This window comes from Bacteroidota bacterium, assembly GCA_041658205.1.
Lineage (GTDB): Bacteria > Bacteroidota > Ignavibacteria > UBA10030 > UBA8401 > UBA8401.
In genome coordinates this window covers 1694246-1720831 of sequence record JBBAAO010000001.1, presented here as the reverse complement: position 1 = coordinate 1720831, position 26586 = coordinate 1694246, and the positions used below count along the sequence as shown (strand labels likewise).

Sequence of the window (26586 nt, the reverse complement as noted above, 5' to 3'; positions counted from 1 at the left end):
TGTCAGTACGTTTCAACTGTATGACACCACAAGAACTTGAAAACGGAATCCTTTCTCTTAAAAAAGATCTTAACGCTGTAATTCTTGCACACTATTATCAGGAATCGCCAATCCAAGATTTGGCAGATTTTGTCGGGGATAGTTTAGAACTTTCCCGCAAAGCTGCTTCGACTACTGCAGATGTCATCGTCTTTTGCGGTGTCCACTTTATGGCGGAGACAGCCAAGATCCTTAACCCGCATAAACCGGTACTGTTACCAGATTTGCTCGCAGGCTGTTCACTATCCGATGGAACTCCGCCAGCTGCATTTAAAAAATTTCGAGAAGAACATCCCGACCATCTTGCAATTACCTATATCAATTGCAGCGCAGAAGTGAAAGCACTGAGTGATATCATATGCACTTCAAGCAATGCAGAAAAAATTGTCAATCAAATCCCGAAAGATCAGCCGATTCTTTTTTCTCCGGATAGAAATCTTGGAGCATTTATCAATAAAAAGACCGGGCGAAATATGTTATTGTGGAACGGCAGTTGCATTGTCCATGAGACGTTCAGCGAACGAAAATTGATTGGGTTGCAGATGGAACACCCCGATGCGGAATTGATAGCACATCCTGAATGTGAAGACCATATATTAGCCAGAGCAAAATTTGTCGGATCCACCAGCATGTTGTTGAAATATGTCCAGACATCTCCTCAAACCAAGTTTATTGTAGGGACGGAATTCGGCATTGTCCACCAAATGGAAAAAAGCACGACAGGGAAGACATTTCTGCCACTGCCGCCTGAAGCGAACTGTGCATGCAACGAATGCCCCCATATGAAACGCAATACACTCGAAAAGTTGTATCTCTGTATGAAAAACATGCATCCGCAAATTGAAATGAGTTCTGACCTACTCGAACGAGCCCGCAAACCGATCGAGAGGATGCTCACAATGAGTTGATCCTTTCAAACCTCACGGAGGTTTTATGAAAACATTTTTTTCAATAATAATTGCAGTTATTATATATTCCGCTACACTTTCTGCACAATATGCTTCAATATCGTTTAATAATCCTCGCAACAACTCAATGTGGTTTCAGGGAACGATTGAAGATGCGACAGCATACTGTGAAGTTTCAGGAAGTCATCTAAAAACAGATCTCTATCTCACTTTTTCTACAAAAGCGTACACTGGTATTCCAACAACGGATAGTCTTGAGATTCGTGCATACTTTAGTTTACCTCAACAGAGTTTTATTGCAGACCTATGGCTTTGGATCGACGGGGATACTTCTGTGGCGTTGTTGGCAGATCGATTTAAAGCTCAAGCGACATATAACAATATTGTTGGAGCGCGAAAAGACCCCGCGCTTCTTACAAAGACATACGGTGATTATTACCAATTAAATGTTTTTCCATTTACGGTGCCCGGAAAAAGGAAGATTAAGATAACGTATTCATCTCCTTTGAACATCAACGATTCTTCTGGAAAGGTATCGCTTCCCATTTGGTTATTGAAAGCATCTGCACCGTACAAAGAAAAACCATTTTCTATCTTTCTTAAAGAACATCCACTGTGGAAATCACCTTCCATGAAAGGAAATACATCCTTCCAATTCTCATTAACAAACGATACTACATTTGGGAATGTGTTACAGTGTGATATTCCGCGTGACTCTATCGCTGCCACCTCCCAGCTTGATATCGTATTTCAAAGAAAAAATAATTCCATCGCAAATTATGGCGAGAAATACCAAAAGGGGAATGAGGGAACATATCGTTTTGTCGTTGATCCATTAACGTCATTAGGGATTAATCCGGGCAAAAACATTCTTTTCTTAGTTGATTTTGATTCAACAAATGTCCTTCCGGGATATACAAAAATTAAACTCATCGATCAGATCAAAAAAAGCCTCTTAACAAAATTTACCGCTAAGGATTCATTCAATATCATATTTGCAGCAAAAAAATCACTGAAATATTTGAATACTTCATGGCTTCCGATTGACTCAGCAACAATTGCAAATGTTTTTGCTACAAGTGTGAACATCAATTCCATTCTCGATACTGTAAATTTATCCGGATTGTTATTGGAAGGTTTTTCATTTGCAAAAAAAGTGAACGCTCATGCTGTTATACTTCTGGCGTCATCTGATGAATATTCTACGATAGGAACTGCAAATGCACTGGTCGATTCATTAACGAAAATTGCACCATCAAAAGTTAAGTTTTATTCAATTGACAATAATGACAGTGCGAAATATTATTATCTGCCAAACTACTATTATTATGGAAATAGTTATCTCTATTCACAATTAGCATCAAAATATTCAGGATCAACGTATAAAGTGCGGAATTATTCAAACTATACTGAACATGATTACTATGTTGGGATAATAATGGAAAATTTACGCTGGCAGATAGAATATTTTAATATGAGTGTTTATTTGCAGGATGGATTTACCTATCAGAATTATTTTAATACTGGTTTAACAAATAATGTTAAAGTGCTAAGTTCAGTTTCTCAAGTTGGAAAATTTATTGGAAATTTCCCTCTGTATATTGATATGACCGGTTTCTATAATGGGAAATTATACAGTAAAAAAATTGTCATGAACGATACTGATTTTATTCCGGCTGATAGTAATCTCAACAAAGTATGGGCGAATCAATTGCTGAGTCAATTCTCAAATTACTATTACACTCGAAATGACCAAGCAATAGAATTAAGTTTACAAAATAGGATTCTTACTTATTGGACTGCTTTTCTTGCGCTGGAAAAAGGACAGAAACTTTGTGATACCTGTATCGGATGGAATGGTGGTGGTGTTATTGTTACTGAGATTGATGCAAAGAAAACCGTTCCGACAGTTTATGAAATAATGCAGGCTTATCCCAATCCTTTTAATCCATCAACCACACTGCGTATTCGCTTACCGCAACAGACGGTAGCAAAAAATGTATCACTGAAGATATTTAATATTCTCGGTCAAGTTGTAAAATCGTTCGATGTTAGTAATTTAAGCGATCGACAAGACAACAATATTGTTTGGAATGGCAGAGATGAAAATAATATAGCTGTTTCTACAGGAGTCTATCTCGCTGTGATCACTACTCCTCAAAAGAGATATTCTTTAAAATTGATGTTGTTAAAATAGTAAGAGAGATTTCATTTTTCAATTAAATCCTGGAAACCTTCTATGAAAAACCTGTTGATGCTCATACTGATCATACCAATCACGCTCTTCTCTCAATACACGTACAATTACCTCAATGTCCAACATCCACAACAGGCGTGGAGGCATGGCCAAGGGAGTATCGATCAAGCCGTCCTCTCTATCCGGCCGAAAGGGAATTATGTCCAATACGACATGTATCTTACATTCTCTGCGAAAGATCTCTCCTTCTCTTCCAGCGACAGCATTGAAGTGCAGATGGAATTTGCACTCCCGAAAGATGCAATTGTCAACGATCTTTGGTTGTGGATTGACGACAATACAATTATGAAGGGATTGATCTTGGATCGCTGGACAGCATCAAGCATTTATGAAAATATTGTGAAACGGAGAAGAGATCCTGCATTGTTAATGAAAAACTCTGACCTTCAATATTCATTGCGGATTTATCCGATGGTAGGGACAGGGTATCGAAAAGTGAAGATATCATATCTCTTACCAGTCAATTTCAGCGGAAAAAGTGTTACGTCAGCTTTGCCAACTAATATTTTAAAACTTTCAAAAAGATCTTTAACGAAGGGGACTGTTTTTTATTGGCCATCATCAGAATTTAACAATCCATCATTTACTGAGTTTCAAAACGGATTTGAATCTACTCCACGACTCGACAATCTTACCGGAAAACAATACTATTATGGTGAGATTCCGGCAAGCGCCATCAATGGGAATGTAACATTATCTGCCGATACGAAGAATAACAAAATATTCGTTGGGAAATATGAAAATTCTTTAAAGACTGGGGAAGGCTATTTTCAAGTTTCGTTCAATCCGATTAACTTGTTTAATATTTCAAATGAACAAAAATTTGTTTTTCTGTACGAGTTTGATGAATCCCGATCATCGTATTCGACGCTCAGCTTAATCAATTCTATGAAATCATTTATGCTGTCGAATATGACCTCGAAGGATTCTTTCAATCTTATCTTTTCGGGGACTCAAATAAAACGAATGAAACAATCGGGATGGATTGTAGGCGATTCAACATCAATAATAAATACCTTTAATCTTATCACACAAAACATTATACAGAACTCAGCAAATTTACAAGCGTTAATAACTGATGGGATAGATTTTATTCGAAATAATGGAAATATAGGAACAATATGGTTAATTGCAGGTTCGGATAAATATAATCATCATACAATTGTTAATCCTGCCATTCAGTCTATTTCCGAAATACTCAAACCGGTCATCCCTATTCACATTACCGATGTGAGCAACTGGAGCGTTACCTCCTCATACTTTAATGGTAAGTATTATTACGGAAACGACTATTTTTATGAAAATCTCTCACGGTTAACAGGAGGAACGTTTACTGCGTACCGTCAGAACTCTAGTCTTCAAACGAATTTGCAAATTGTCCATGACCAAATTCGAGGTACCCTCAAATCATTCGACATGATTACCAGAATTGAAAATGGATTCTGCTCAAACAGGTATTCCAACATTCCCACATCGTCTACTGAAGTATCTATTGATAAAACCATAACACAAATCGGAAAATACAACGGGCAATTTCCCTTTGTGTTAGATGTTGCGGGATTATTTCAAGGGAAAACGATTTCGACAAAAATTACAATTCCTGATTCCAATGTTACGATAATGGATAATACACTTGAATCGATCTGGGCAGGAAATTATATTGCCGCGTTGGAATCGCAACCGCAAAATAATAGCAATACAAAAACGATTATCGATGCCAGCCTTTCCTTCAGGGTATTGAGTAAGTATTCGGCATTTCTTGCCTTGGAACCAAGTGATACACTCAAAGCATGTTTAACATGTCGGGATGAATCTAAACTGGTTTATGTCGCTGATGGAAACGATCCACTTATTCCCACAAATGATTCAATGCTAGTGGCATATCCAAATCCATTCAATCCTCAAACGACTTTAAAAGTGAGATTACCGAAGGGGATAACGGCAGACCAGAGTAAGCTGCACATATTTAATCTGTTGGGACAACTTGTGAAAACATTTGACATCTCCAATGCTACGGCCGGAAAATATACCGATATAACATGGCAGGGGATGTCCGACGATGGGAAAAAAGTATCGAGTGGAGTCTATTTTGCTGTTCTCATTACTCCGACGAAGTATTATTCAATCAAACTGCTTTTGACCAAGTAGGGAAGTCTTGAATGTGTAACTATCCCGTCTCGATTGCATTCGGACGGGATTTTATTTTGTAGAACGAGCAACGTTTTTGTATATTTTTACAGATACCAATAGTAAACTCGATGACCGTCACCTTAAAGGTGACGGTCATCTGCAAAACAAAAAGGAAATTCCATGGCAACAAAAGTCTATATCGAAGACCTTGCAAAACATGCTGGCGAAACAGTAACGCTGCAAGGATGGCTCTATAATCTCCGTTCGAGCGGCAAAATTAAATTTCTGTTATTGCGGGACGGCACGGGAATCTGTCAAGGAGTTGTTGTAAAAAATGTTGTTGGTGAAGAATTATTTAATCATTGCGGTGAGTTGACTCAGGAATCATCATTTAAAATGACCGGGACGATCCGTGCTGAACAACGTGCTCCGGGTGGATTTGAAATGGATGTGACAAATGTTGAGATCATTTCCATTGCAAAAGAATATCCTATTACACCCAAAGATCACGGTGTAGAATTCCTTGCTGATCGTCGGCATCTCTGGCTCCGTTCTTCGCGCCAGCATGCCATCATGCGAATCCGTCATGAAATCATCCGCTCGATCAGAGAATTTTTTGATGGACGAGGATTCACACTTCTTGATGCGCCGATTTTTACTCCAGCCGCATGCGAAGGAACTTCGACTTTGTTTGAAACAGAATATTTCGATCTGGGGAAAGCGTATTTAACTCAATCGGGACAATTGTATGGTGAAGCGGGCGCAATGGCTCTCGGAAAAGTGTATGTGTTTGGTCCGACGTTTCGCGCTGAAAAATCTAAAACTCGTCGTCATCTCACAGAGTTTTGGATGGTGGAACCTGAAGTGGCCTTCAACGATCTGAACGACAACATGGATCTTGCTGAAGAATTTTTAGAACATATTGTTACAAGCGTTCTTAAAAACCGTATGCCGGAACTGGTTGCCCTGGAACGAAATGTGAAATTTCTTGAAGCAGTGAAACGCCCGCTTCCTCGAATAACATATGATCAAGCAGTAGAGATTCTTCATAAAAAAGGGATTGCATTCGAATGGGGAAATGATCTTGGCGCGCCAGACGAAACGGTGATCTCTGAACAGTTCGATCGTCCGGTGATGGTGCATCGATATCCGTCGGCTATCAAAGCGTTTTATATGAAACGTGATCCGCAAAATGAAAAACTTGCGCTTGCGGTGGACGTTCTTGCACCCGAAGGGTATGGTGAAATTATCGGTGGAAGCCAGCGTGAAGATGACTATGATCTTCTCTTAGCACGATTGAAAGAACATGAACTTCCGCAGGAAGCGTTTGATTGGTATCTGGATCTTCGACGTTACGGTTCCGTTCCCCATGCAGGTTTTGGATTGGGAATTGAACGAACTGTAGCATGGATTTGTGGATTAGAACATGTTCGTGAGACAATACCGTTTCCAAGAATGATTTATCGTTTAACCCCGTAAAATGTCCTGAGTATTTGAGTCGTTGAGTAGTTAAGAATTCCATTCAACAACTTTTTTAGTTTGAAATTATTTTCAATTTTTTAACTTCTTATAAACTAAACTATATTTATGGAAACCCCTCAACAGTATATTGCAAGAATTTTAGGAAATCTTGAAGGCAAAGATGCCGTAAAAATCCTAAAAAGCACTCCAAAAACAATTAAAAAAATTATTACCGGCGTTTCGAAGAAAACATTATATAAACGTCCGGAACCGAATAAATGGTCTGTTGCTGAGATCGTAGCGCATCTTGCCGAAACGGAATTGGTACTCGGATGGAGATACCGATCTGCTGTTGAAAAGAATGGAGTTACACTGCAGCCGTTTGAGCAAGACGATTGGGCGGAAAATTCACAGTATCAAAAAACGGATATTCGTGAAATGCTTGAAATGTATTCGGTTATTCGCAACGCAAATTTGAACTTTCTGACCGGTCTTCCGAAAGAAAAATTAGAACATTACGGGATGCACCAAGAACGAGGGAAAGAAACGATTAAGCATCTTATGAACCTGGAAGCGGGTCATGACCTTAATCATTTAAAGCAGATCAAAAGAATATTAAAGAAGTAGTTGAGCAGATAAGTATTTGAGTAGGTGAAAAATACTTATTCAATCGTTATTTACTCTTCAACTCAATTACTCGTCAACTCACATACTCAACCACTTTTATGCTCAAAGCAGTAAATCTTCGAAAACAATTTTCCACCGTTCTCGCTGTCGATGATGTTTCACTCGAAGTGAAACGCGGTACAATCTTCGGATTAATTGGTCCGAACGGCGCTGGAAAAAGCACAACAATCAGAATGCTGCTGAATATCACGAAGCCTGATTCCGGTACGATTACGTACGATGGTGTTCCGTTTCATGATGGAATTCGAAATAAGATCGGGTATCTTCCGGAAGAACGTGGACTATATCGGAAGAATGGATTGCTTGATACGATTGTCTATTTTTCATCGCTCCGGGGAATTTCATCCGACATGGCAAAAAAGAAGGGAATGGAATGGCTGGAACGGTTTAATCTTCAATCGTACGCTAAACGAAAAGTAGAAGAACTCTCCAAAGGAAACCAACAAAAAGCTCAATTCATCACCACCATCCTGCACGATCCCGATCTGGTTATTTTAGATGAGCCGTTCTCCGGACTTGATCCGGTGAATCAAATAGTGATGAAGGATATTTTTGCCGAATTAAAACAGCAGGGGAAAGCGATTATTTTTTCGACGCATCAAATGGAGACCGCGGAAAAATTATGCGATGAACTCTGTTTGATCAATCGAGGAAAGATCGTATTGGAAGGAACAGTAAAACAGGCAAAACAAAGGTTTGGAACTAATTCTCTTCATTTGGAATATGATGGAGACGGAAAATTTCTCTCTTCGTTGCCATTTGTGAAAAAAGCAACGGTCTACGAAAATTATGCTGAACTTTCCTTGAATGGTGAAGTTTCTTCAAACGAAATTCTTTCAGCCATATTACCAAAAGTAGAGTTGAGAAAATTTGAGTTTGTTGAACCCTCCCTGAATTCGATCTTTTTAGATGTTGTGGGACTCTCTGTTGAAGAGGTGGAAAAGGAAAAAACTGATATTCAACAAAAGCAGATGCAGCCAGTTTCGTTGATCAAGAATCCGGCAGTAAAAAAACAACAGACATCTATGGTTATTGGCATGTTGGTTGCGATTGTCGGCGTTGTCATGTTTATTGCCGGAAAAGATTCTGGCGGTTTAGCAGGATTCGGTGTTATTGTATCGATCATTTCCTTTATTCGATGGCAAAAATTAAAACAGAAAATACAACTGGAGGCGGCACATGAATAAAATATTGGCCGTCGCAAAATGGGAGTTTATCGAAAAAGTACGAACAAAGGCATTCATCATCGGATTGTTTATGACTCCGTTGATCATGTCAATCTTTACGGTGCTGCCAAGTCTCTTAGCGGATAAGGAGGATGAAAAAACAAAAACATTTGGAGTAATTGATGAGACCCATTCGTTAACATCATTCATCGAATCCCGTATGCTCGAGAAATACAAACTCGAAAGCGGTGTACCGAATTATGAGATTAAAGAGATCTTCGATGAGAACATGGATACTGAGCATCTAAAGATCATAGCGACAGCACAATTAGCATCGGGTGAAATAGAAGGTTATTTTGTAATGCCTAAAGATGTTTTGGAAAAAGGGAAGATTGAATATCGTGCAGAAAATGTGGGTAACGCCAGAGATCAGAATCGTTTTTCAAAGGTACTTGAAGAAATCATTATCGAACGGCGTCTGCAATCAAGCGGATATGATGCCTCAACGATTAAAAAATTGATGACGGAAGTTGATATCAAGACGTTTAAAGTATCGAAGCAGGGGGAAGAGAAAGAATCCGGTTTCATGGAGACCTTTTTCACCGGCTACATCTTTATTATGTTGTTGATGTTTCTCGTCCTTTCGTCGGGACAAATGCTGATCCGCAGTGTGATCGAAGAAAAAGCAAATCGTATTGTTGAAGTGCTAGTCTCATCCTGTTCTTCGCAGGAATTGATGTCCGGAAAGATCATCGGATTATCATTGCTTGGTTTAACGACGCTCGCATTTTGGGGTTTGATTTTAATTGGTGCTAATTTTGCGACTCCGGTTCCGTTCGTCACGATGGATAATCTTCTTCTGCTCTTTATCTATTTTATTCTTGGCTATTTTATGTATGTCGGGATTTTCATTATTGCCGGTTCAACTGTCTCAACGGAACAGGAAGCACAGCAGATGACCGGATATATTACGATATTTCTTGTGTTACCAATAGCATTTGCGGTACCACTCATGTTTAATCCGGATTCAATGTTGGTAAAAGTTTTATCGCAAATCCCTTTGTTGACACCCACAATGATGGCGTTGCGTCTTTCGATTCAAACTCCGGCTTGGTGGGAGGTGGCACTTTCACTCGTTACACTTGTGTTGACGATCTATGGTTTGATGTGGATTGCCGGAAAAGTATTCCGGATCGGAATTTTGGTTACAGGGAAAAAGCCAAGTTTAAAAGAGATTTATGGCTGGTTAAGAGCTGAAAATTAATTCTTTGTTTATAACAATAAGGACTGATAATGAAACGTTTTCATTTAATAAGTGTTGTAGTCTTGTTCTCCATTCTCGTTGTTACGGCGGAAGCTCAAGTTGCAGTTTCCAGCGTGAAAGGGGATGCATTTGGGAAGAATATCTATGGTTTGGGATTTTCCGGTGGACCGGCTTCAGGGATAGGACTCAGTTATCGCTATCACACAGAAGGAAAAACTTCCCTTCAGGCAATATTGGGAATATTTAAACCAAAAAACACCGATACGTTTTATTCATTCGGTGCTGAGTTTCAGCAGGATTTAACACGGAGTAATGCGGCAAGATTCTTTTTTGGTGCGGCAAGCAGTTACATCTATAATGGATCGGGAGGAAACAAATATACTGCGCCATTCCGTTTTGGGGCAGGTCTTGGAGGAGAGTTCTTATTACAAGATGCCGTTCACCTTACATTTCAGGGATTGCTCACCTATTTTTCCGATGGAACAATGTTGCCGCTACCTCAGCTGTCGTTTCATTATTATTTTTATTAATATCCAAGACTTAAAAAACTGTAGTAAATCGATGGGAAATAAAAAAGCCGTCACAGAAAATCCTGGACGGCTTTTTTTATTGCTGTTTCTGTTCTGCTATTTCAACAGAGTCATCTTCTTCGTTTCTAACATATTTCCGGATTTTAATGTATAGAAGTATGTTCCCGAAGCTAAACCATCGGCATTGAACGTTACTTCATGTTTTCCTGCTGCAAATTTCCCGTCCACCAATGAGGCAACACGTTGGCCCAGTGCATTGGTAATGAATAATTCAATACGCCCTTCCGTTTTTAAGGCAAATCGAATTGTGCTGGAAGGATTGAATGGATTTGGAAAATTCTGGTCAAGCGTGAATTCCGTCGGTGTCACAGTGGAAATGTGTTTCACGTTTGTAACAACCACTTTGCTCTCCAAAATAATAATGGACACATCTTCTGGATGGTTATTACGAGTATTAGTGTTCACAATGAACAGTTCTCTTTTACCATCGTTATCAATATCATTTGTTATCAAAACATTACGAAAATCGTATGTTGAGTCTTTGGGTGCAGAATACAATGTGTCGAGTTTATATCCGGTGGAATCATCAAATGGTTTTCCGCTAATATGTTTGACCACATATGCCATTCTCGAAGTCCCTCTTGCTGCAATTGCAAAATCCACTTCACCATTACCATCAATATCTCCAATACTCGCACCCTGGAAATCTCCGGTTGTAAATGCCGGAATAATTGTTTTTTGGCTTGATACATTTAAACTTGTAAGATCGTTTGTGTTCGGTAAATATAATACAATACTTTGAGATAGCCCATCAACACGACCTGCAAAAAACATTTCTAATTTTCCATCTTTATTTGCGTCAAAAAACCCGACACTGTTTTGTTCTCCATAATCAATATCCGGCGTTACTTGGTTCACATCTGTTTTTAAAACGTAAGTATCTTTCGCCGTCGCTTCGTAGACACCATAACTAATCATGTCCCAAGTGTATCCCCAAATTTCTTTCTTGCCGTTACCATCAAAATCGACGATGTCATTATTGAAATAATATCCCCCGTTGAATGTTCCGATCGAATCGACAAATTCGCGTTCGAAATCGCTGAATCCTGGACTGATATCGCCGTTAAGATGATAAATTATCAATGGACGAGTACTTGCGGTACCGGAACCACCGCCATATGCGCGGCGAGCGCTTAAGATCAATTCAACATCGCCATCCTTGTCCACATCATCAGCCAGAATACTTGTAATTGCATAATAATATTTGTCGGGGAAACTGAGCTTTGACGTTAACGTCGGTTCATTTGGGAGTTTCTTTGCTACAGAATCATATTCATAAATGAAAAGGCGGGTTGGGTTAGGATCGCCCACAAGACGCGCTTCGGACGGCAATCCAAAAATTATTTCTTGTTGACCGTCTTTGTCTACGTCAGCAACGGTTAAACACGGCCATGATCCTTTGGAAGTATTCTGATATGGTATTTGAACAGACCATACGAGATCAAACTTATTGTTTCCGCTTGCTTCGAATTGCAATATGGACGGCATCGTAGTGTCTGCCGGTTGTGTGGAAGCAGGATCGACGATAACGAGAAATTCTTTTTTACCATCTTTATCAATATCGTACGTTGCATACACTCTCCATGCAGCTACACTGTCGTTCCATACGGCATAGTCACTCGGTTTTATTTGAGCTGCAATCGTGAAATTTGCAGTATCTAAATACGTCTGCGCATTTCCTGTTGAAGAAAATGCGGCAACAAGAATGCTTCCCAATAAAACGGTAAGAAGTATTTTCATGAATAACCTCCTTGATTGTGTATGATTAATGGCGGGATAAAGATGCTTATGGACAAATAACTAAAAAAAGGAAGAGAGAATCAAGAGTGTACGCCAGAATTTAAGATTATGCATGAATTGGTATAATTATGCAACTATATTCCGTAATTCATCTTGACATTCGAGCACACTCTCTTTATTTTTCTCGGAACAAAACCGCTCAATGGACTCAACGGACTCAATGGAATAGTTTACAATTGTTTTTGTATTGCAGCACTATGTCAGGTCGAGTATGAATGTTGTTACACTTCGTATCCTTCTGCTATTTCTTCTTATCTATCCCATCAGTTCTTTACCAGTTGTAGCTGGTACTACAGGGAAAATTGCGGGAAAAATCATCGATGAAAAAACAAACGAGCCGATTGTCGGAGCGAACGTACTGCTTCTTGGCACTTCAACAGGTGCGTCGACTGATGTTGAAGGAAATTATATCATTACGAATGTCTCGCCCGGAACATACACTGTAACGATCTCTGCCGTGGGATTTAGAAAAAAGATTGTTCAAAATGTTTTGGTTAATGTCGATTTAACTTCGCGGATCGACGGAACAATGTCTTCGGAAGCGGTAGACTTAGATCCAGTTGTGGTCACAGCAGAAAGGCCTCTTATTCGCCGTGATCTCACTTCATCTCAAACAAATGTTGATGCAGGTCAGATCCGATCACTTCCTGTAGAAAGTATCACTGGTATTCTTACGACACAAGCTGGAGTGATTCAAGATGAAAATGGAGCATTACATTTTCGCGGCGGACGTTCGGACGAAGTGTCGTACACTGTAAGCGGAGTATCTGTAAACAATCCTTTTACGAATTCGAACAATTTTTCCATTGCCACCAATGCTGTTCAGGAACTGTCGGTAGTTCAAGGAACTTTTAATGCAGAATATGGAAATGCTCTCAGCGGAGTTGTAGAAACAGGTCTCAAAGAGGGAGGGGATCGTTATATTGGACAAGTAACCTTCTATACCGGCGACAGGATCAGTTCGCACAAAAATATCTTTTTTAATGTTGATGATATCGATCCCGCCAGCCATTCTGTGATTGAGGGAACATTTAGCGGACCTCTTCCAATGTTCGAAAAGGATATTTCATTTTTTATATCAGCGCGGAACGATGTCGAAAAAGGATGGTTGTTTGGAGTCCGACAGCATCAACCGTCAGACCTTCCCGGATATTTTACCAGCGGCTGGAGCATACCAAAGACCGGCGATGGAACTGTTGTGCCGATGAATCCAAACAATTCGCTCACAATCACTAATCGGTTAACAATTCGGCCGACAACGTCGGGAAAAATCCATTACGATGTAGTCTTTAATGAAGGTAGATCAAAAAGTTATTCTCATACATTTAAATATAATCCTGAAGGACTGGGAAATAGTTTTGATAATGATATTCTTCACATTCTTCAATATTCCGATCTTATTGATGAAAACAGTTCATACGCTCTTAAATTTTCGTACGCTAAAAATATTACGCAGCAGTATCGTTACAAAGATTTTCTTGATACGCATTATGAGTCGGTAGAAAATCTCATACGATCTGGAGATGTAGGATTCTACTACGGCGGGGCAGTAAGCAGGTATTTTGACCGAAAAGCAGAGACATATGGAATGAAGTTCGATGCGTTCTCTCAGCTTTCACAGAAAATTGATGTTAAGATTGGATATGAATCAAAATTCTGGCAGATGTACCAAACGGGAATTAATGTTATTAAGAATCTTACAACGGATACAATTGCGCGCGTACCCGCAGTGTCTACTCTCGACAACGAATCGTATTCAAAATTTCCAACGCAGCACTCAGCGTATGCTCAGAGTAAATTTGAATTTGCAAGTTTTGTGATGAATGCGAGTGTTCGGCTTGATTACTTTTTTTCAAATTCAGATTACGTTGCTGATATTTACAATCCCAAAGCGCCGCGAAAGATGGCGTCCGAAAAAATTACTATTAGCCCGCGGTTAGGCATTTCCTATGAAATTACAGACAGAGGACGGATACATTTTTCCTACGGACATTTTTTCCAAATGCCTCAGCTGCAGTATTTGTTCACCAATCCGAACTATGAATATGCTGCTACCGTAACCAATACTGTCTTTGGCGATGCAAATCTCAATCCGCAAAAAACAATTACGTATGAATTTGGTTTGCAGCAACAAGTTGCGGATAATGTTGCCTTTAATGTTACCGGATTTTACAAAGATGTCAGAGATCTTTTTGCCACACAATCTATCCGGATATCGCAAAACGAAGCATTTTCCCGGTACGTAAATAAGGATTATGCTAATATTAAAGGAATAACATTTTCGCTGGTGAAGCGACGAAGCGACGGTGATCTTTTCGGAGGAACATTGGATTATACGTACCAATCGTCGGAAGGGAATGATGTTAGTTCCGATGCTTTTTTCATTGATAAAGAATCCGGAAGAGCCAGTGAATTGCAGATACTCTTATTAGATTGGGATCAAACGCACACGTTGAATGCATCAATTATTATGGGTGAAGTAAAAAACTGGAGCATCAGTCTCATCGGTAAAGTTGGTGCCGGACTTCCATACACGCCGCTCCCGGGCCCGGGCGGGGTAGAGTATGATCGGAACACAGCTCGCAAACCTTCACAAACTACCGTGGATCTTCTGGCAGAAAAAGAATTTCAATTGACGGATTTTATGCTGACAGTTTTTGTAAAAGTGTTTAATCTTTTTGACACGTTAAATGAGTCAGATGTGTACGAAGATACCGGACGTTCAACATATACATTGCGTGGCAAGAATGGTGAAGGTGCAGCGATTGATGATCATGTCGGAATTGTTCCCGGGGTCCATTCGATGTCTGAATTTTACGTTAACCCGTTGTTATACTCTTCTCCAAGGGAAGTTCGCCTTGGAGTTTCCTTGAATTTTTAGTTCGCAGGAATGTTATCATGAAGATTCGAAGTGCGATCCTTCTTTGTTCAGCAATGTTACAGACATTGATTGCTCAGTACTCTGAACAAGAAAGTGCTGAACGACGACGGCTTGAATTATCTATCCTATCGGCTCAGGCAAGAAACCATCGTTCCATGCCCCGCATACCGACACTATATCCATCAGCAAAAGATGCAGCCACACTTTCATTTTCAAAAACTTCCAATACGTTTACCGATGCCCGGCTCTATAATATGAATGGTAATCAGATTGTCGGCAATATTTATGACTACGGTGGAATTGCTCCGGGCATAGGACTTATACGGAATACGAATAATATGGTTTGGCGAGGGCTTGGTGATATTTATCAGTTTGGACCGTTTGTTGCAGCAGCGGTGATAGATTCCAACGGAAAAAATATTCATATCTCATCTGACGCGATTAACGATGCTGATTCGAGGGACATCAGTGCGTTCGATCAGCATGTCTATGGATGGAATAGTATCGTTCAAGCGTATGTCGATCCCTCTTCGGCTGTGATGGCTTCCAATCCGGCGTTCGATTCGAACGGCGATGGAAAACCGGACAGTTGGTCTCAATTGTGGTATAACACCACCAAAGGACAATATGTTTGGCCAGGATATTTGCATCAAGATGTTCCGAACGCAGATCTTGAAGTGTTATGGGCGATGGACGATCATGCCAATGATGAGTATCCGTATTTACCGTTTCCAAACGATAAAACAAAACGGGGTCTGGGTATAAAAATTGAAGGCCGAGCGCTTCAGTGGAGTAATTCGCTCGCACAGAATTGTATTTTTTTTGTTTACACAGCACAAAATTACAGTGAAAAAGATCTTGATACAGTGTATTTCGGGATGTATGGTGACGTTGATGTCGGGGGAGGAATTGCAGGCGGAAGTGGTGGATTTGAAAATACGGATGATTTGGGATATTTCATTTCTCCGATGGATACAGTACATCGAGTAACTAGTGTTCCCGTCCCTGTTTTTTCAAGAAGCATCGTCTATTTTTGGGATGAAAATGGGAAAGGGTATCTCAATAAACCTGCCCACTATAATGCCTGTAAATTTTTGGAGAGCCCCGCAAATTCTGTGGATGGAATCAACAATGACGGCGATTTCAAATTAAATAAACAGGCGATGATTGATGAAAGTCAAACAAATGGAATTGACGATGACGGTGACTGGAATGCTGCCAATGACGATATAGGAGTTGATGGAGTTCCCGGCACAGCGGATTTTGGTGAAGGGGATGGACTTCCAACGTCCGGTATCAATTTTCGTTTTCCCGATGGAACAATAAATCCATTATATCCGGGTGAACCGAATTTTGAATTGACCGATCTGGACGAGTCTGATCAAATTGGTTTGACTGCTTTTAAAAGCTTTGCAATTAAAGCACTTCGACAGCAAGATGACGAAATTGTATGGGGACAACTGGATCGAAAGTTTATTGATATGGATAGTATCCCTGCATCGCAGGATATCGCATTCATTTACGGATCTGGTAAGATGAGCTTAAAAAAGAAAGGCGTGGACGGTTCGATAAAACGATTTTCGGTTGCGTTGTTGATGGGATCAAATTTAAATGATGTTCTAATCTCCGCGAGAACTGTTCAGCTGATTTATAACCAAAACTATCAATTTATCCGTCCACCGGATAAGCCGGTTGTTTCTGCTGTAGCGGGAGATAAAAAAGTAACACTGTATTGGGATAGCGGTGCGGAAGAGAGTATCGATCCGATTCTAGGAAAAGACTTTGAAGGATATATGATCTATCGTAGTACGGACCCGCAGTTCAGCGACATCAATACGATCACAGATGGATTCGGAACGCCGTTGCTCTATTCACCTCTAACGGACAATCTTGGCAAAGTCGCCCGTTGGGATATTGCAAAACGTCCTGAGCCCCTGTTTGAAGACGATACATCCAAAACAAAAAATGGTGTATATGATCCGGGAGAACGATTTATTGATGTAAACCAGAATGGTGTTTACGATGCCACACTAGTAGATGATTTTTGGAAAGGATTTGCACCGGTTCCGTTCGATCAACGCGGAATTAGTTTCTATTTGGGTGACAACACCGCGTTAGTGCACTCCTATATTGATTCGAATAATGTGATTAACGGACAAACATATTATTATGCTGTTGTGTCGTTCGATCACGGCGATTTTACAAATTATTCTCCCAGCGAATGTACAAAAAGAATCAGCATCGATAATGTAACAGGCAGACTGGTCTTTGACGTTAATACGATCCGGGTTATTCCGGGTCCTAACGCAGGGGGATATGTTCCTCCAAAGTTTACTACATCAAACAGTATTCAGCAGATACAAGGAGATGCAACAGGCAAAGTCACTCCTGTGATCGTGGATGAAATGCATATCAAGGATCAGATTACGTATAACGTTATTTTTTATGACTCACTGCGGGAAGGGAATAAAAAAACGTTCAAGACCAATTTTGCTGTTCTGAGGGAAACACCCATTGAATCAAACGTACTGTTGACGGATACCAATTTTGTCAAAGTTGGCAACTCCTACATTGTTCGTGATCCGATACTGCAGGTAACGCGTTCTTCTTCCGGTCAAATATACACCGAAGGAGCAGATTATATTTTAGATACTCTGCGCGGATTGATCAGGAAAACTACAACGGGAGCAATGACTTCCATCAATGGGCCGTTCAAAGTTCGGTACCGTTATTTTCCCCAACCTCCCAGTGTGTTCATCAATAATGAAGAATCAAATCCTGTCTTTGACGGGATAAAATTATATGTCCAGACACAAATACTGACACTTGATACAACAAAATCAACCTGGGTTATTCAACACGGAAATACAAATAGCACAGTTGGTTTATATTCCGGGGGCATCCAAAAATATGCACCAGTTGATGCACAAATAATTTTCAATTCACTCGATACGAATGCTTCCGGCGGCTTTGTTGAACCAGGCGACACACTCGGCACTTTAAACGGAAATATTTTAGGAAAACTTGTTAAGTGTCCGTTCCGTATTGTGAATGTTTCTAAAGATTCAGCATATCTGGCGATGCCTCTTCGCGCATTTATCGTCGAAAACACCCCACGCAATAATCGATGGGAACTGGGAGAAGCGATTGTTTTCCTTACTCCGCCGACGAACAATACAACACTCTACCAAGTACGGTTTACTGATACGACTGGTGCAAAAACTATTAAAGGCTCAGTGTTCCAAATAAAAATGCATATACCGTTTGGCTCAAATGATGTTTACACGTTTTCAACACAAGCTGCATCCTACAATGCATCGCTTGCAACGACTTCCATGAATAGCATTAAAGTAGTACCCAATCCATACGTTGCGGTGAATGATATCGAACCGACTGACCGTTTACCCGGTACAACCCGCGGCAGCCGTCGAATTTATTTTGAACACCTTCCGCCGCAGTGTACCATCCGCATTTATACGGTTTCCGGAGAATTAGTGAAAGAATTGTATCATAACACATCAATCGATAATGGAAGGGAGTATTGGGATCTTTTAAATAGAGACAATTTTAGTGTTGCGTACGGTATTTATATAGCCCATATAGACGCTCCCGGTGTTGGTGAACGAATTTTGAAATTTGGGATTATTAAATAAATCACGATATGAAAAAATTTGTCAAACAATATTTTCTCTTGATGGTGATTGTTTCGACTCTCTTCAGTCAACAGGCAGTGTTGACGAAAACCGGAACAACTGCAGCATCGTTTCTGAAAATAGGAGCCGGTGCACGCGCAATAGCGATGGGTGGTGCATTCACTGCTGTTTCGAACGATCTCTCCTCCGCATATTGGAATCCTTCAGGTCTTGCAAGAATGAACAACAGCGAAGCAGCCTTTAATCATATTGACTGGATTGCCGATATAAAATATGATAACGCAGCTGTCGCATTTTTGATTGATGGTGTTGGGACGCTTTCCGCAGGTTTTACATCACTGAATGTCGGTGAAATTGAGGTAACAACAACAACGGATCCAGAAGGAACAGGGGAAAAATATACTGCTGGTGGAACATTGATGGGTCTTTCGTTTGGGAAAAATCTTACGGATAAATTTTCAATCGGTTTTACTTTAAAATACATACGCGAATTTCTTTGGAATATGAATGCGCAAACATTCGCGTTCGATTTTGGCACATTGTATACCGCACCGGTGCTGAATGGTGTGACTATTGGTGCCAGCATGTCCAACTTTGGGCCAAAGATGAAACTGAATGGCCGAGACAATAAAATCCTTGTCCGAACCGGCGCTGGCGATCAAAATATCATCGATGGTGAATACGCATTGGATGAATATGATCTTCCGTTGATCTTCCGAGTCGGCATCGCAACGGACGCCGTGAATGCCGAGAATAATCGATTAACCATTGCGGTGGATGCTATTCACCCAAACGATAATACTGAGTATGTAAACAGCGGCATTGAATATTGCTGGGCAAATATCGTTTCTATTCGAGGGGGATGGAAGTCTGCCTTCGAGCGGGGGAGTGAACAAGGATTGACGTTTGGAGGAGGCGTTCAATATTCGTTAACTCCTCAATTGAATTTTATGGTTGATTATGCCTACCAAAATTTTGGGCGTCTAAAGCCCGTGCACTATTTTTCGTTTGGACTGAGATTTTGATCCTTGATACTTATTATCTAATCTTGACTCAACAACCCGCATTGATTATATTCAAAACGCATCTAATTTTCGTGAACTTAACAGTAACGGATACTAATTTATGAGCAAACGCTACTCTCTGTTCCACATTGCCACAATCGTCATTTTCTCTTCTTCACTTCTCATCGCAGGCACCACAGGCAAGATCGCCGGAAAAGTCACCGACTCAAAAACAAAAGAAGGAATCCCTTCTGCTGTTGTGGCCATTGCCGGTACACCTCTTGGCGCGTCGACAGATTTTGATGGGAATTATGTGATTGTCAATGTTCCGCCGGGCACCTATTCTGTTTCGGTCAGTTATGTTGGATATCAGCCGACGCGCATTAATAATGTCGGAGTAAACGTTGACTATACAACAACACTGAACATTCAACTGAATGAGTCCGCCGTAGAGTTGAACGAATTCATTGTTGAAGGAGAGCGCAATCCTCTCATTCGGCAAGATCAGACCAATCCGGTAGTTGCAGTCACCGCTGAAAATATTCAAGCACTTCCGGTGACGAGCATTAGTGAGATTATTGGTTTGCAATCCGGCGTTGTGGTTGATGATGACGGCGACATTCACGTTCGCGGAGGACGCTCGAATGAAATTTCATTTACGTTGAACGGAATTTCCGTTAACAATCCGTACGATAATTTAAGTTCCATCGGTGTTGCAACAAACGCTGTACAGGAAGTGACGGTATCAACCGGAACATTCAGTGCTGAATATGGTAATGCACTCAGTGGAGTTGTAAACTATGTGACAAAAGAAGGTGGTGCAAAAAATACCGGAAGTCTGCGTGTGTTAACGGGAGACTATTATAGTAAGGACAAAGATATTTTTCCGCACATTCAGCATTATCAACCTTTAAATAATTCGCGTGTTGAAGGAACCTTTGGCGGACCGACGTTGATTGATGATCTGACATTTTATGCATCCGGCGTTTACGATAGAAACCATGGTTACCTATACGGAAACAGGATTTATAATCCGACAGATCTATATGTTACGAGAGACGAATTTACCAAACGAATTCCTTTTTTGGATTCACTCGGAAATCCCATTCCTGATTTAAATAATCCAGGATATCCATTTTATGCAAACGACCCGCGACTAGGTTCAAACGGTTCCCCCTATTATTTTAATCCGTTAGGCCGGAAACTGGTATACAAAAGTTACGGTTTTTTTCAGGCACCTACGTTTGATGATCTCGGAAGACCTTCCGGCGACAGCGCTTTGATCCCGTTAAATACAAGTGAATCATTTAATATTCAGGGAAATTTTGCTTATAGGCTTTCATCCACAATGCGTTTGAAATATGAAGTTGTGTACGACAATGGGGAGAGTCAAAATGCATCATATTATGGAACATCAACAAATCCTTCTTATCGGTTTAATCCCGACGGCAGGCCGACCAATTACAGTAACGGATTAATACAAGCGTTAGATTGGACACATACAATAAGCAATTCTATGTTTTACACCGTGAAAGTATCGGCGAGTCAATCGGAAGACAAATCGTATGTCTATGAAAATATGAACGACCCTGGTTATTTACCGGGATTTTATCAAACAGTATTACCAATCGTTAACTTTACCACCGGCGGTGTAAATTTAAATAGAACATTCAGAAGCTCTGAATCGATGGGTGGTAAATTCGATTTACAAGCTCAATTATTTGGTGATCATGAAGTGAAGTTGGGCGGGGAAATTCGTCTTCATACAATAAAATTAGAGACGTATGAATTGGAATTTTATGATGTTAACAAACCCACAAGTGTTATTGATGACTTCCAGGATGTCTATAGCGACAGCGTTAAATATGCAGCACGGAAGCCCGATGTGAATTCCGGTTACATCAATTATAAAAAAGAACCGGTTCAATTATCGATGTATGTGCAAGATAAGATAGAACTGGAAAAGTCGTTAATCTTAAATGTTGGTTTGCGATATGAATATTTCGATCCGTCATCAAAGTATAATCCAAAATTGAGTGACGCACTTTCTGCTCGTAATGCAACATTTTTAACAAAGGATCTTACCACTTCCAGTATCAAACATACATTTAGTCCGCGTATCAGTATCGCTTATCCTATCACCGATCAAGGTGTTATTCGATTCTCCTACGGACATTTTTATCAATTGGGTAATTTATCGTCCCTCTATACCAATACAAATTTTCGTGTTGCAGGATCGCAGCCTATTTTCGGAAATGCTGAAGTGAAACCACAGCGGAGCGTTCAATACGAGATAGGTCTGCAGCAAGGATTGACCCCTGATTTGCGCTTAGAAATTGTGGGATTTTATAAAGATGTTCGCGACTATATCTTCCGGCAAATTGTTGTGACGGCAAAGGGAGATATTAAATATGAAGTGCTGACGAATCTTGATTATGCAAACTCCCGCGGTCTCACCGTTTCACTCTATCAACGAAGAATGCCGGGAAGTATTTTCTCATCGTCCATTGATTATACATTCTCCGTTGCTGAAGGAAACAGAACGGAACCACGTGATGACTTTTTCTTCAGTGAAAAATCCGGAAAGAGTGCGGAAACATTCCTGGTACCGCAGAGTTTTGACCGGACACATATTTTGAATACCACTTTAAACTTTAGTGAATCGGATAATTACAGTATTAGTCTTATCAACAGGATGCAATCCGGTACGCCGTATACGTCCAGTATTCCAGCAAGCCTTTCAACGCAGTTGTCGCAATTTATCCAGAACAGTTCTGTCAAACCGTTCCAATGGTCAGTGGACTTGAAGTTGGAAAAATTCCTAACACTCGGAGAATTTCGGTATTCCTTCTTTATTCAAGTTGATAATATCTTTGATACTAGAAGCGAAACCGATGTGTACTCGAATAGCGGCAAGGCGCTCTATAATGCTAATCAAGTGGCCAACGCTCGAGAATTCCAAGAGATTCGAAACAGAATTAACCGCGGCGATGTTGGATTGGTTCCTCTTTCTGCAGTGGATAATTATTATAACAATCCTCAAAATGTCAGTCGCCCACGATTGGCGCGATTTGGTTTTTCAGTCCTTTTTTAATTGAAGATTATGAACAAGGGAACATTACGTATGAACAAAAGTTTGTTGGTTACTCTTCTGATCATTTTTTCATTTGCCACCTCGCAGGAAAGCAACATTGATTTCAGAACTGTTGATTTGAAATATCTGAATAAACAACAACTCAGGGAATTTCAACGTTGGCGGGATGAACAGTTTCGATTGATGAAAACGTCAGGACTGCAAAATGAAATTAAAAGTCTTGTCATTCAGGGAAACAAAATCAAATCCATTATTTATAATACGGGAGCTATCAGTAATCCCGGTGTTTCGGGTTTGGATCTTGTGTGGAATGGCCTTGGATATGGATATGAGTTTGGACCTTTGGTTACATCTCGAGTTCCTCGTGCTGCAAATCCATCGGATTCATTAAATATTGTTATTGATGGTTTTGGTGGAGCAAACAAAAGTATCGTTGACGGAGACTTTGCTCCTGATGGAGTGACTAAATGGGGATGGCTTCCGAAAGCAGGTTATTCAGACCCAAATCAAAACGATCTTGCAAGTTGGGGTGCTAGAACTTCCGATCTTCGCATCAAACCAAAATCATGGCCGGAAATTTGGTACAATTCCGTCATTGGAGAATATATCTATCCCTCGTTCCTCGGCGGCAACGCTACGGTGCCCGATGAAGAAGTGTATTACATTGTTGATGATTCCACAGATGCAGAATTCGATTATTATCCAATTGCCAGTAATCTTTCTCGCCGCGGTCTCGGTGTAAATTTGGAAGTGCGCACATTTCAATTTGCGAATCCGTTGGCTGAAGATATTGTTTTCCTTGTCTATACAGCTGAGAACGATCCTCGATCGAAACATCTTCCAAAAGTGTTTTTTGGCATGTTTGGGGATCCGCATATCGGCGGTCCCAATAATTTTAGTGATGATGCTGCGTCGTTCATTCCGGCGCGTCCAATCGGGAAACAAGCATTTGATAAATTACTGACGATTGACTCTAAACTAACAACAGCATTGTCACGAAATATGGTGTATAGTTGGGATCCGGACGGGAAGAGCGATAATCCAGCGTTCACTCCTGGATATTTTGGTTATAAGTTTTTGGAAAGTCCGAATAACAGCATTGATGGAATAGACAATGACGATGATGGAATTAGAGATGAAAATCCATTAAATGATAAGGGGACATACATTGATGGAGTGAATGTTTCTTTAACAAATGGAATTTACGACACAACAAAATACATTGCATTATATGGAGCACTGAAACCTCGGTGGTCTGGCGATGAAGATGGAGACTGGGATAAAGAAAAAGATGATCTGGGTGTGGATGGAATTTTTGGCACCGGTGATTTTGGAGAAGGGAATGGAGTTCCGGATCAATTAATTGCTGCTGACGGTTCGTGGCTCGGTTCGGAGCCCAACTTTGGTTTTCGTGACGTAAACGAATCTGATCAGATCGGTCTGAGAAGTTTTTGGTCATTAGTGTATCATGGTTCGGCATCCAGTTATCCAAAAAATGATAACGCTATGTACAACTTTATTTCGGCAGAATTTGATACTGCGGCTCTTGCAAATCTTTATACAACAGACCCGGCCAATTTAAGTGACTATATTTTTTTGTATGGGTCCGGTCCGTTTGATATGCATCCGGGTCACCGTGAACGGTTTTCTATTGCATTGTTAATGGGACAAGATTTAAAAGATCTTTTGTTGAACTCTGAAACAGCACAACTAGTATTGGCAGCAAACTATCGTTTTGCTCAACCGCCACCAAAACCAAGAGTGACCGCAGTGGCAGGCAATGGACGTGTAACATTGTATTGGGATAATAATTCTGAAAAAGCGACAGATCCATTCTCCGGTAAAAAAGATTTTGAAGGATATAAGATCTATCGCAGTCAGGATTACACGTTTAAGGATGTATTTAGTGTGACCGATGGAAACGGATATCCTTTCCTCGGGAAGGCCTTGTACGATGAAAAGGCCAGAAAATCAGCGCAATGGCACCGCCCCTGGACAAAAACCGAACAGGACAAGTATCTTGGTGGATTTATGCCCGTTGAATACCGAGGCCGCTATATTAGATATTATATGGGTGAACCAAGCGATACATCTGGTTTGCACCATGAGTATGTCGATTCAACAGTGACCAACGGTGTTACATATTATTATGCTGTTGTTTCATATGACCATGGTGATGATAGTCTCAAGTTACCTCCTTCAGAAAGTCAGTCAATTATTCAGCGTGATGCCGTAACGCAGGAATTTAAATTTGATGTGAATACTATTTCGGTCGTACCAAATAGTGAAGCGAAAGGTCTCGTTAGTTCAAAAAATGATTTGCAAAATGGAATGACATTAACTCATCCCAAAGGTGCTGCAACCGGACGCTTTTCGTTCAAAGTATTTGATGAACTTGCAGTGAAAAATGGTCAATACAAGATCTCGTTTGCGAGAACAAAAGTGGATGCTGATACTGTTGTGACATACAGTGTATTACGGGTAACTCCTGCTGTGGAACATTTTATCGGGAACGAAAATCTTTTTGTCAATTTGCAAAATAAAAACTTTCTTGCTACCAGTGTAAAAATCTATGACGGTGCAGACACAACTTCGCCGCAAGTTTCGTCTGCATCAATTGTGGTTGATTCTGCAAATGGCAGACTTCGCGCAACAGTAACTGGTGTTTTGTTGAGGTCTAAATCCTATACAGTGTCATATCAATATTATCCTGTGGCAAATAGCAATTATTATAAAGGGACTGACTCGAACCCAGTGTTTGACGGAATTCGGACATATGCCTTTGATGATTCATTAATGTTGGATGGAGCCAGTTCTGGATTGACCAGCAAAGTCAATACAGACAGTCTGATTTTGACGATTAATAGGATCTTTTCCGTCATGAAATACATGGCTCATCCGATTGATTATCGGATTACCTTTACGACAACAACAACGAGTCTTGATTCCAGTGGAAACTATATCGCTCCGGCAGATTCGTTTGTTTCTGTTGCTACAGTCTCATCAGTGAATAAAAAATATGTAAAGACTCCTTTCAAAATTGAAAATATGACAGATACTACAAAACTGGATATTATTATTAATGAAAAGACAGGAGCGAATAATAAGACAGATCGTTGGGATGTTGGTGAGGAAATTGTTATTTGTAAATTAGCAACTCCCATCGGCAATTCGCTGTCGTTTCATAACATTGCCATCAATAGAAAAAATAATGGTTCAAGTTACGTCATTCCTTCTGGATCAGTCATCAACGTTAAAATGTTTAAGCCCTTTGCAACAAATGATGAGTATACATTCACAACAAAAGCGTTAACGTATAATGCTGCTCTTGGCGATCAATTGCTGCAGAATGTGTATGTTGTTCCAAATCCGTATGTGATTAACAGTGCATTTGAACTTCCGTCCAACCGGCCGGATTTGCGAGGCGAACGAGCAATTCAGTTTAGGAATCTTCCGAGAGAATGTACTGTACGTATCTACACCATTACTGGTGATTTGGTACAAACACTTCGTAAAAATGATAATACGTCGTATTTAACATGGGATCTTCTCTCATCAGAAAGCGCTCGTATCGGTTACGGGGTATACATTTATCATGTTGAGACTCCGACAGGCGGAACAAAGATCGGTCGTCTTGGAATTATTAAATAAA

At 40.3% G+C, this 26586-nt stretch carries 14 protein-coding genes; 13 read left to right on the top strand and 1 reads right to left on the bottom strand.

The window, feature by feature from the left end; translation table 11 throughout:
- Positions 1-20 precede the first annotated feature (20 nt).
- From nadA to WDA22_07065, 8 genes are all read left to right on the top strand, one after another.
- On the top strand, positions 21-947 hold the full coding sequence (gene nadA / locus WDA22_07100) for a quinolinate synthase NadA (protein ID MFA5833227.1): 927 nt from the start codon (positions 21-23) through the stop codon (positions 945-947).
- Between the two features lie 25 nt (positions 948-972).
- A complete protein-coding gene (locus WDA22_07095; protein ID MFA5833226.1) occupies positions 973-3144 on the top strand; it encodes a T9SS type A sorting domain-containing protein in 2172 nt (723 codons plus the stop codon).
- Between the two features lie 42 nt (positions 3145-3186).
- Positions 3187-5352 carry a VIT domain-containing protein gene (locus WDA22_07090; protein MFA5833225.1) on the top strand — a complete coding sequence of 722 codons (2166 nt, stop codon included), beginning with the start codon at positions 3187-3189 and terminating at the stop codon, positions 5350-5352.
- A 162-nt stretch (positions 5353-5514) separates the two neighbouring features.
- Positions 5515-6813 (top strand): asparagine--tRNA ligase, encoded by a 1299-nt coding sequence (gene asnS, locus WDA22_07085; protein ID MFA5833224.1) that lies wholly within the window; start codon positions 5515-5517, stop codon positions 6811-6813.
- A gap of 108 nt (positions 6814-6921) precedes the next feature.
- Positions 6922-7422 carry a DinB family protein gene (locus WDA22_07080; protein MFA5833223.1) on the top strand — a complete coding sequence of 167 codons (501 nt, stop codon included), beginning with the start codon at positions 6922-6924 and terminating at the stop codon, positions 7420-7422.
- 98 nt (positions 7423-7520) lie between these two features.
- A complete protein-coding gene (locus tag WDA22_07075) occupies positions 7521-8669 on the top strand; it encodes an ATP-binding cassette domain-containing protein (GenBank protein MFA5833222.1) in 1149 nt (382 codons plus the stop codon).
- On the top strand, positions 8662-9912 hold the full coding sequence (locus WDA22_07070; protein ID MFA5833221.1) for an ABC transporter permease: 1251 nt from the start codon (positions 8662-8664) through the stop codon (positions 9910-9912). The genes WDA22_07075 and WDA22_07070 overlap by 8 nt, the downstream gene beginning before the upstream one ends.
- Positions 9913-9941: 29 nt before the next feature.
- Positions 9942-10442, top strand: coding sequence for a hypothetical protein (locus WDA22_07065; protein MFA5833220.1), 501 nt, complete (start codon positions 9942-9944; stop codon positions 10440-10442).
- 96 nt (positions 10443-10538) lie between these two features.
- On the opposite strand, the gene WDA22_07060 is transcribed toward WDA22_07065, so the two are convergent.
- Positions 10539-12242, bottom strand: a complete 1704-nt coding sequence (locus WDA22_07060; GenBank protein MFA5833219.1) for a T9SS type A sorting domain-containing protein — start codon at positions 12240-12242, stop codon at positions 10539-10541.
- Between the two features lie 271 nt (positions 12243-12513).
- Between WDA22_07060 and WDA22_07055 the strand changes: the two genes are divergently transcribed.
- From WDA22_07055 to WDA22_07035, 5 genes are all read left to right on the top strand, one after another.
- Positions 12514-15183, top strand: coding sequence for a TonB-dependent receptor (locus WDA22_07055; GenBank protein ID MFA5833218.1), 2670 nt, complete (start codon positions 12514-12516; stop codon positions 15181-15183).
- A 17-nt stretch (positions 15184-15200) separates the two neighbouring features.
- A complete protein-coding gene (locus WDA22_07050; GenBank protein MFA5833217.1) occupies positions 15201-18836 on the top strand; it encodes a hypothetical protein in 3636 nt (1211 codons plus the stop codon).
- 8 nt (positions 18837-18844) lie between these two features.
- Positions 18845-19861, top strand: a complete 1017-nt coding sequence (locus WDA22_07045) for a PorV/PorQ family protein (GenBank protein ID MFA5833216.1) — start codon at positions 18845-18847, stop codon at positions 19859-19861.
- A gap of 100 nt (positions 19862-19961) precedes the next feature.
- Positions 19962-22934 (top strand): TonB-dependent receptor, encoded by a 2973-nt coding sequence (locus WDA22_07040; protein MFA5833215.1) that lies wholly within the window; start codon positions 19962-19964, stop codon positions 22932-22934.
- Positions 22935-22964: 30 nt separating this feature from the next.
- Positions 22965-26585 carry a hypothetical protein gene (locus WDA22_07035; GenBank protein MFA5833214.1) on the top strand — a complete coding sequence of 1207 codons (3621 nt, stop codon included), beginning with the start codon at positions 22965-22967 and terminating at the stop codon, positions 26583-26585.
- Position 26586 lies beyond the last annotated feature (1 nt).

Bases quoted from the DNA above. Each gene is read 5' to 3' on its own strand.
- nadA (MFA5833227.1), top strand. From the start codon at position 21: ATGACACCACAAGAACTTGAAAACGGAATCCTTTCTCTTAAAAAAGAT.
- WDA22_07095 (MFA5833226.1), top strand. From the start codon at position 973: ATGAAAACATTTTTTTCAATAATAATTGCAGTTATTATATATTCCGCT.
- WDA22_07090 (MFA5833225.1), top strand. From the start codon at position 3,187: ATGAAAAACCTGTTGATGCTCATACTGATCATACCAATCACGCTCTTC.
- asnS (MFA5833224.1), top strand. From the start codon at position 5,515: ATGGCAACAAAAGTCTATATCGAAGACCTTGCAAAACATGCTGGCGAA.
- WDA22_07080 (MFA5833223.1), top strand. From the start codon at position 6,922: ATGGAAACCCCTCAACAGTATATTGCAAGAATTTTAGGAAATCTTGAA.
- WDA22_07075 (MFA5833222.1), top strand. From the start codon at position 7,521: ATGCTCAAAGCAGTAAATCTTCGAAAACAATTTTCCACCGTTCTCGCT.
- WDA22_07070 (MFA5833221.1), top strand. From the start codon at position 8,662: ATGAATAAAATATTGGCCGTCGCAAAATGGGAGTTTATCGAAAAAGTA.
- WDA22_07065 (MFA5833220.1), top strand. From the start codon at position 9,942: ATGAAACGTTTTCATTTAATAAGTGTTGTAGTCTTGTTCTCCATTCTC.
- WDA22_07060 (MFA5833219.1), bottom strand. From the start codon at position 12,242: ATGAAAATACTTCTTACCGTTTTATTGGGAAGCATTCTTGTTGCCGCA.
- WDA22_07055 (MFA5833218.1), top strand. From the start codon at position 12,514: ATGAATGTTGTTACACTTCGTATCCTTCTGCTATTTCTTCTTATCTAT.
- WDA22_07050 (MFA5833217.1), top strand. From the start codon at position 15,201: ATGAAGATTCGAAGTGCGATCCTTCTTTGTTCAGCAATGTTACAGACA.
- WDA22_07045 (MFA5833216.1), top strand. From the start codon at position 18,845: ATGAAAAAATTTGTCAAACAATATTTTCTCTTGATGGTGATTGTTTCG.
- WDA22_07040 (MFA5833215.1), top strand. From the start codon at position 19,962: ATGAGCAAACGCTACTCTCTGTTCCACATTGCCACAATCGTCATTTTC.
- WDA22_07035 (MFA5833214.1), top strand. From the start codon at position 22,965: ATGAACAAAAGTTTGTTGGTTACTCTTCTGATCATTTTTTCATTTGCC.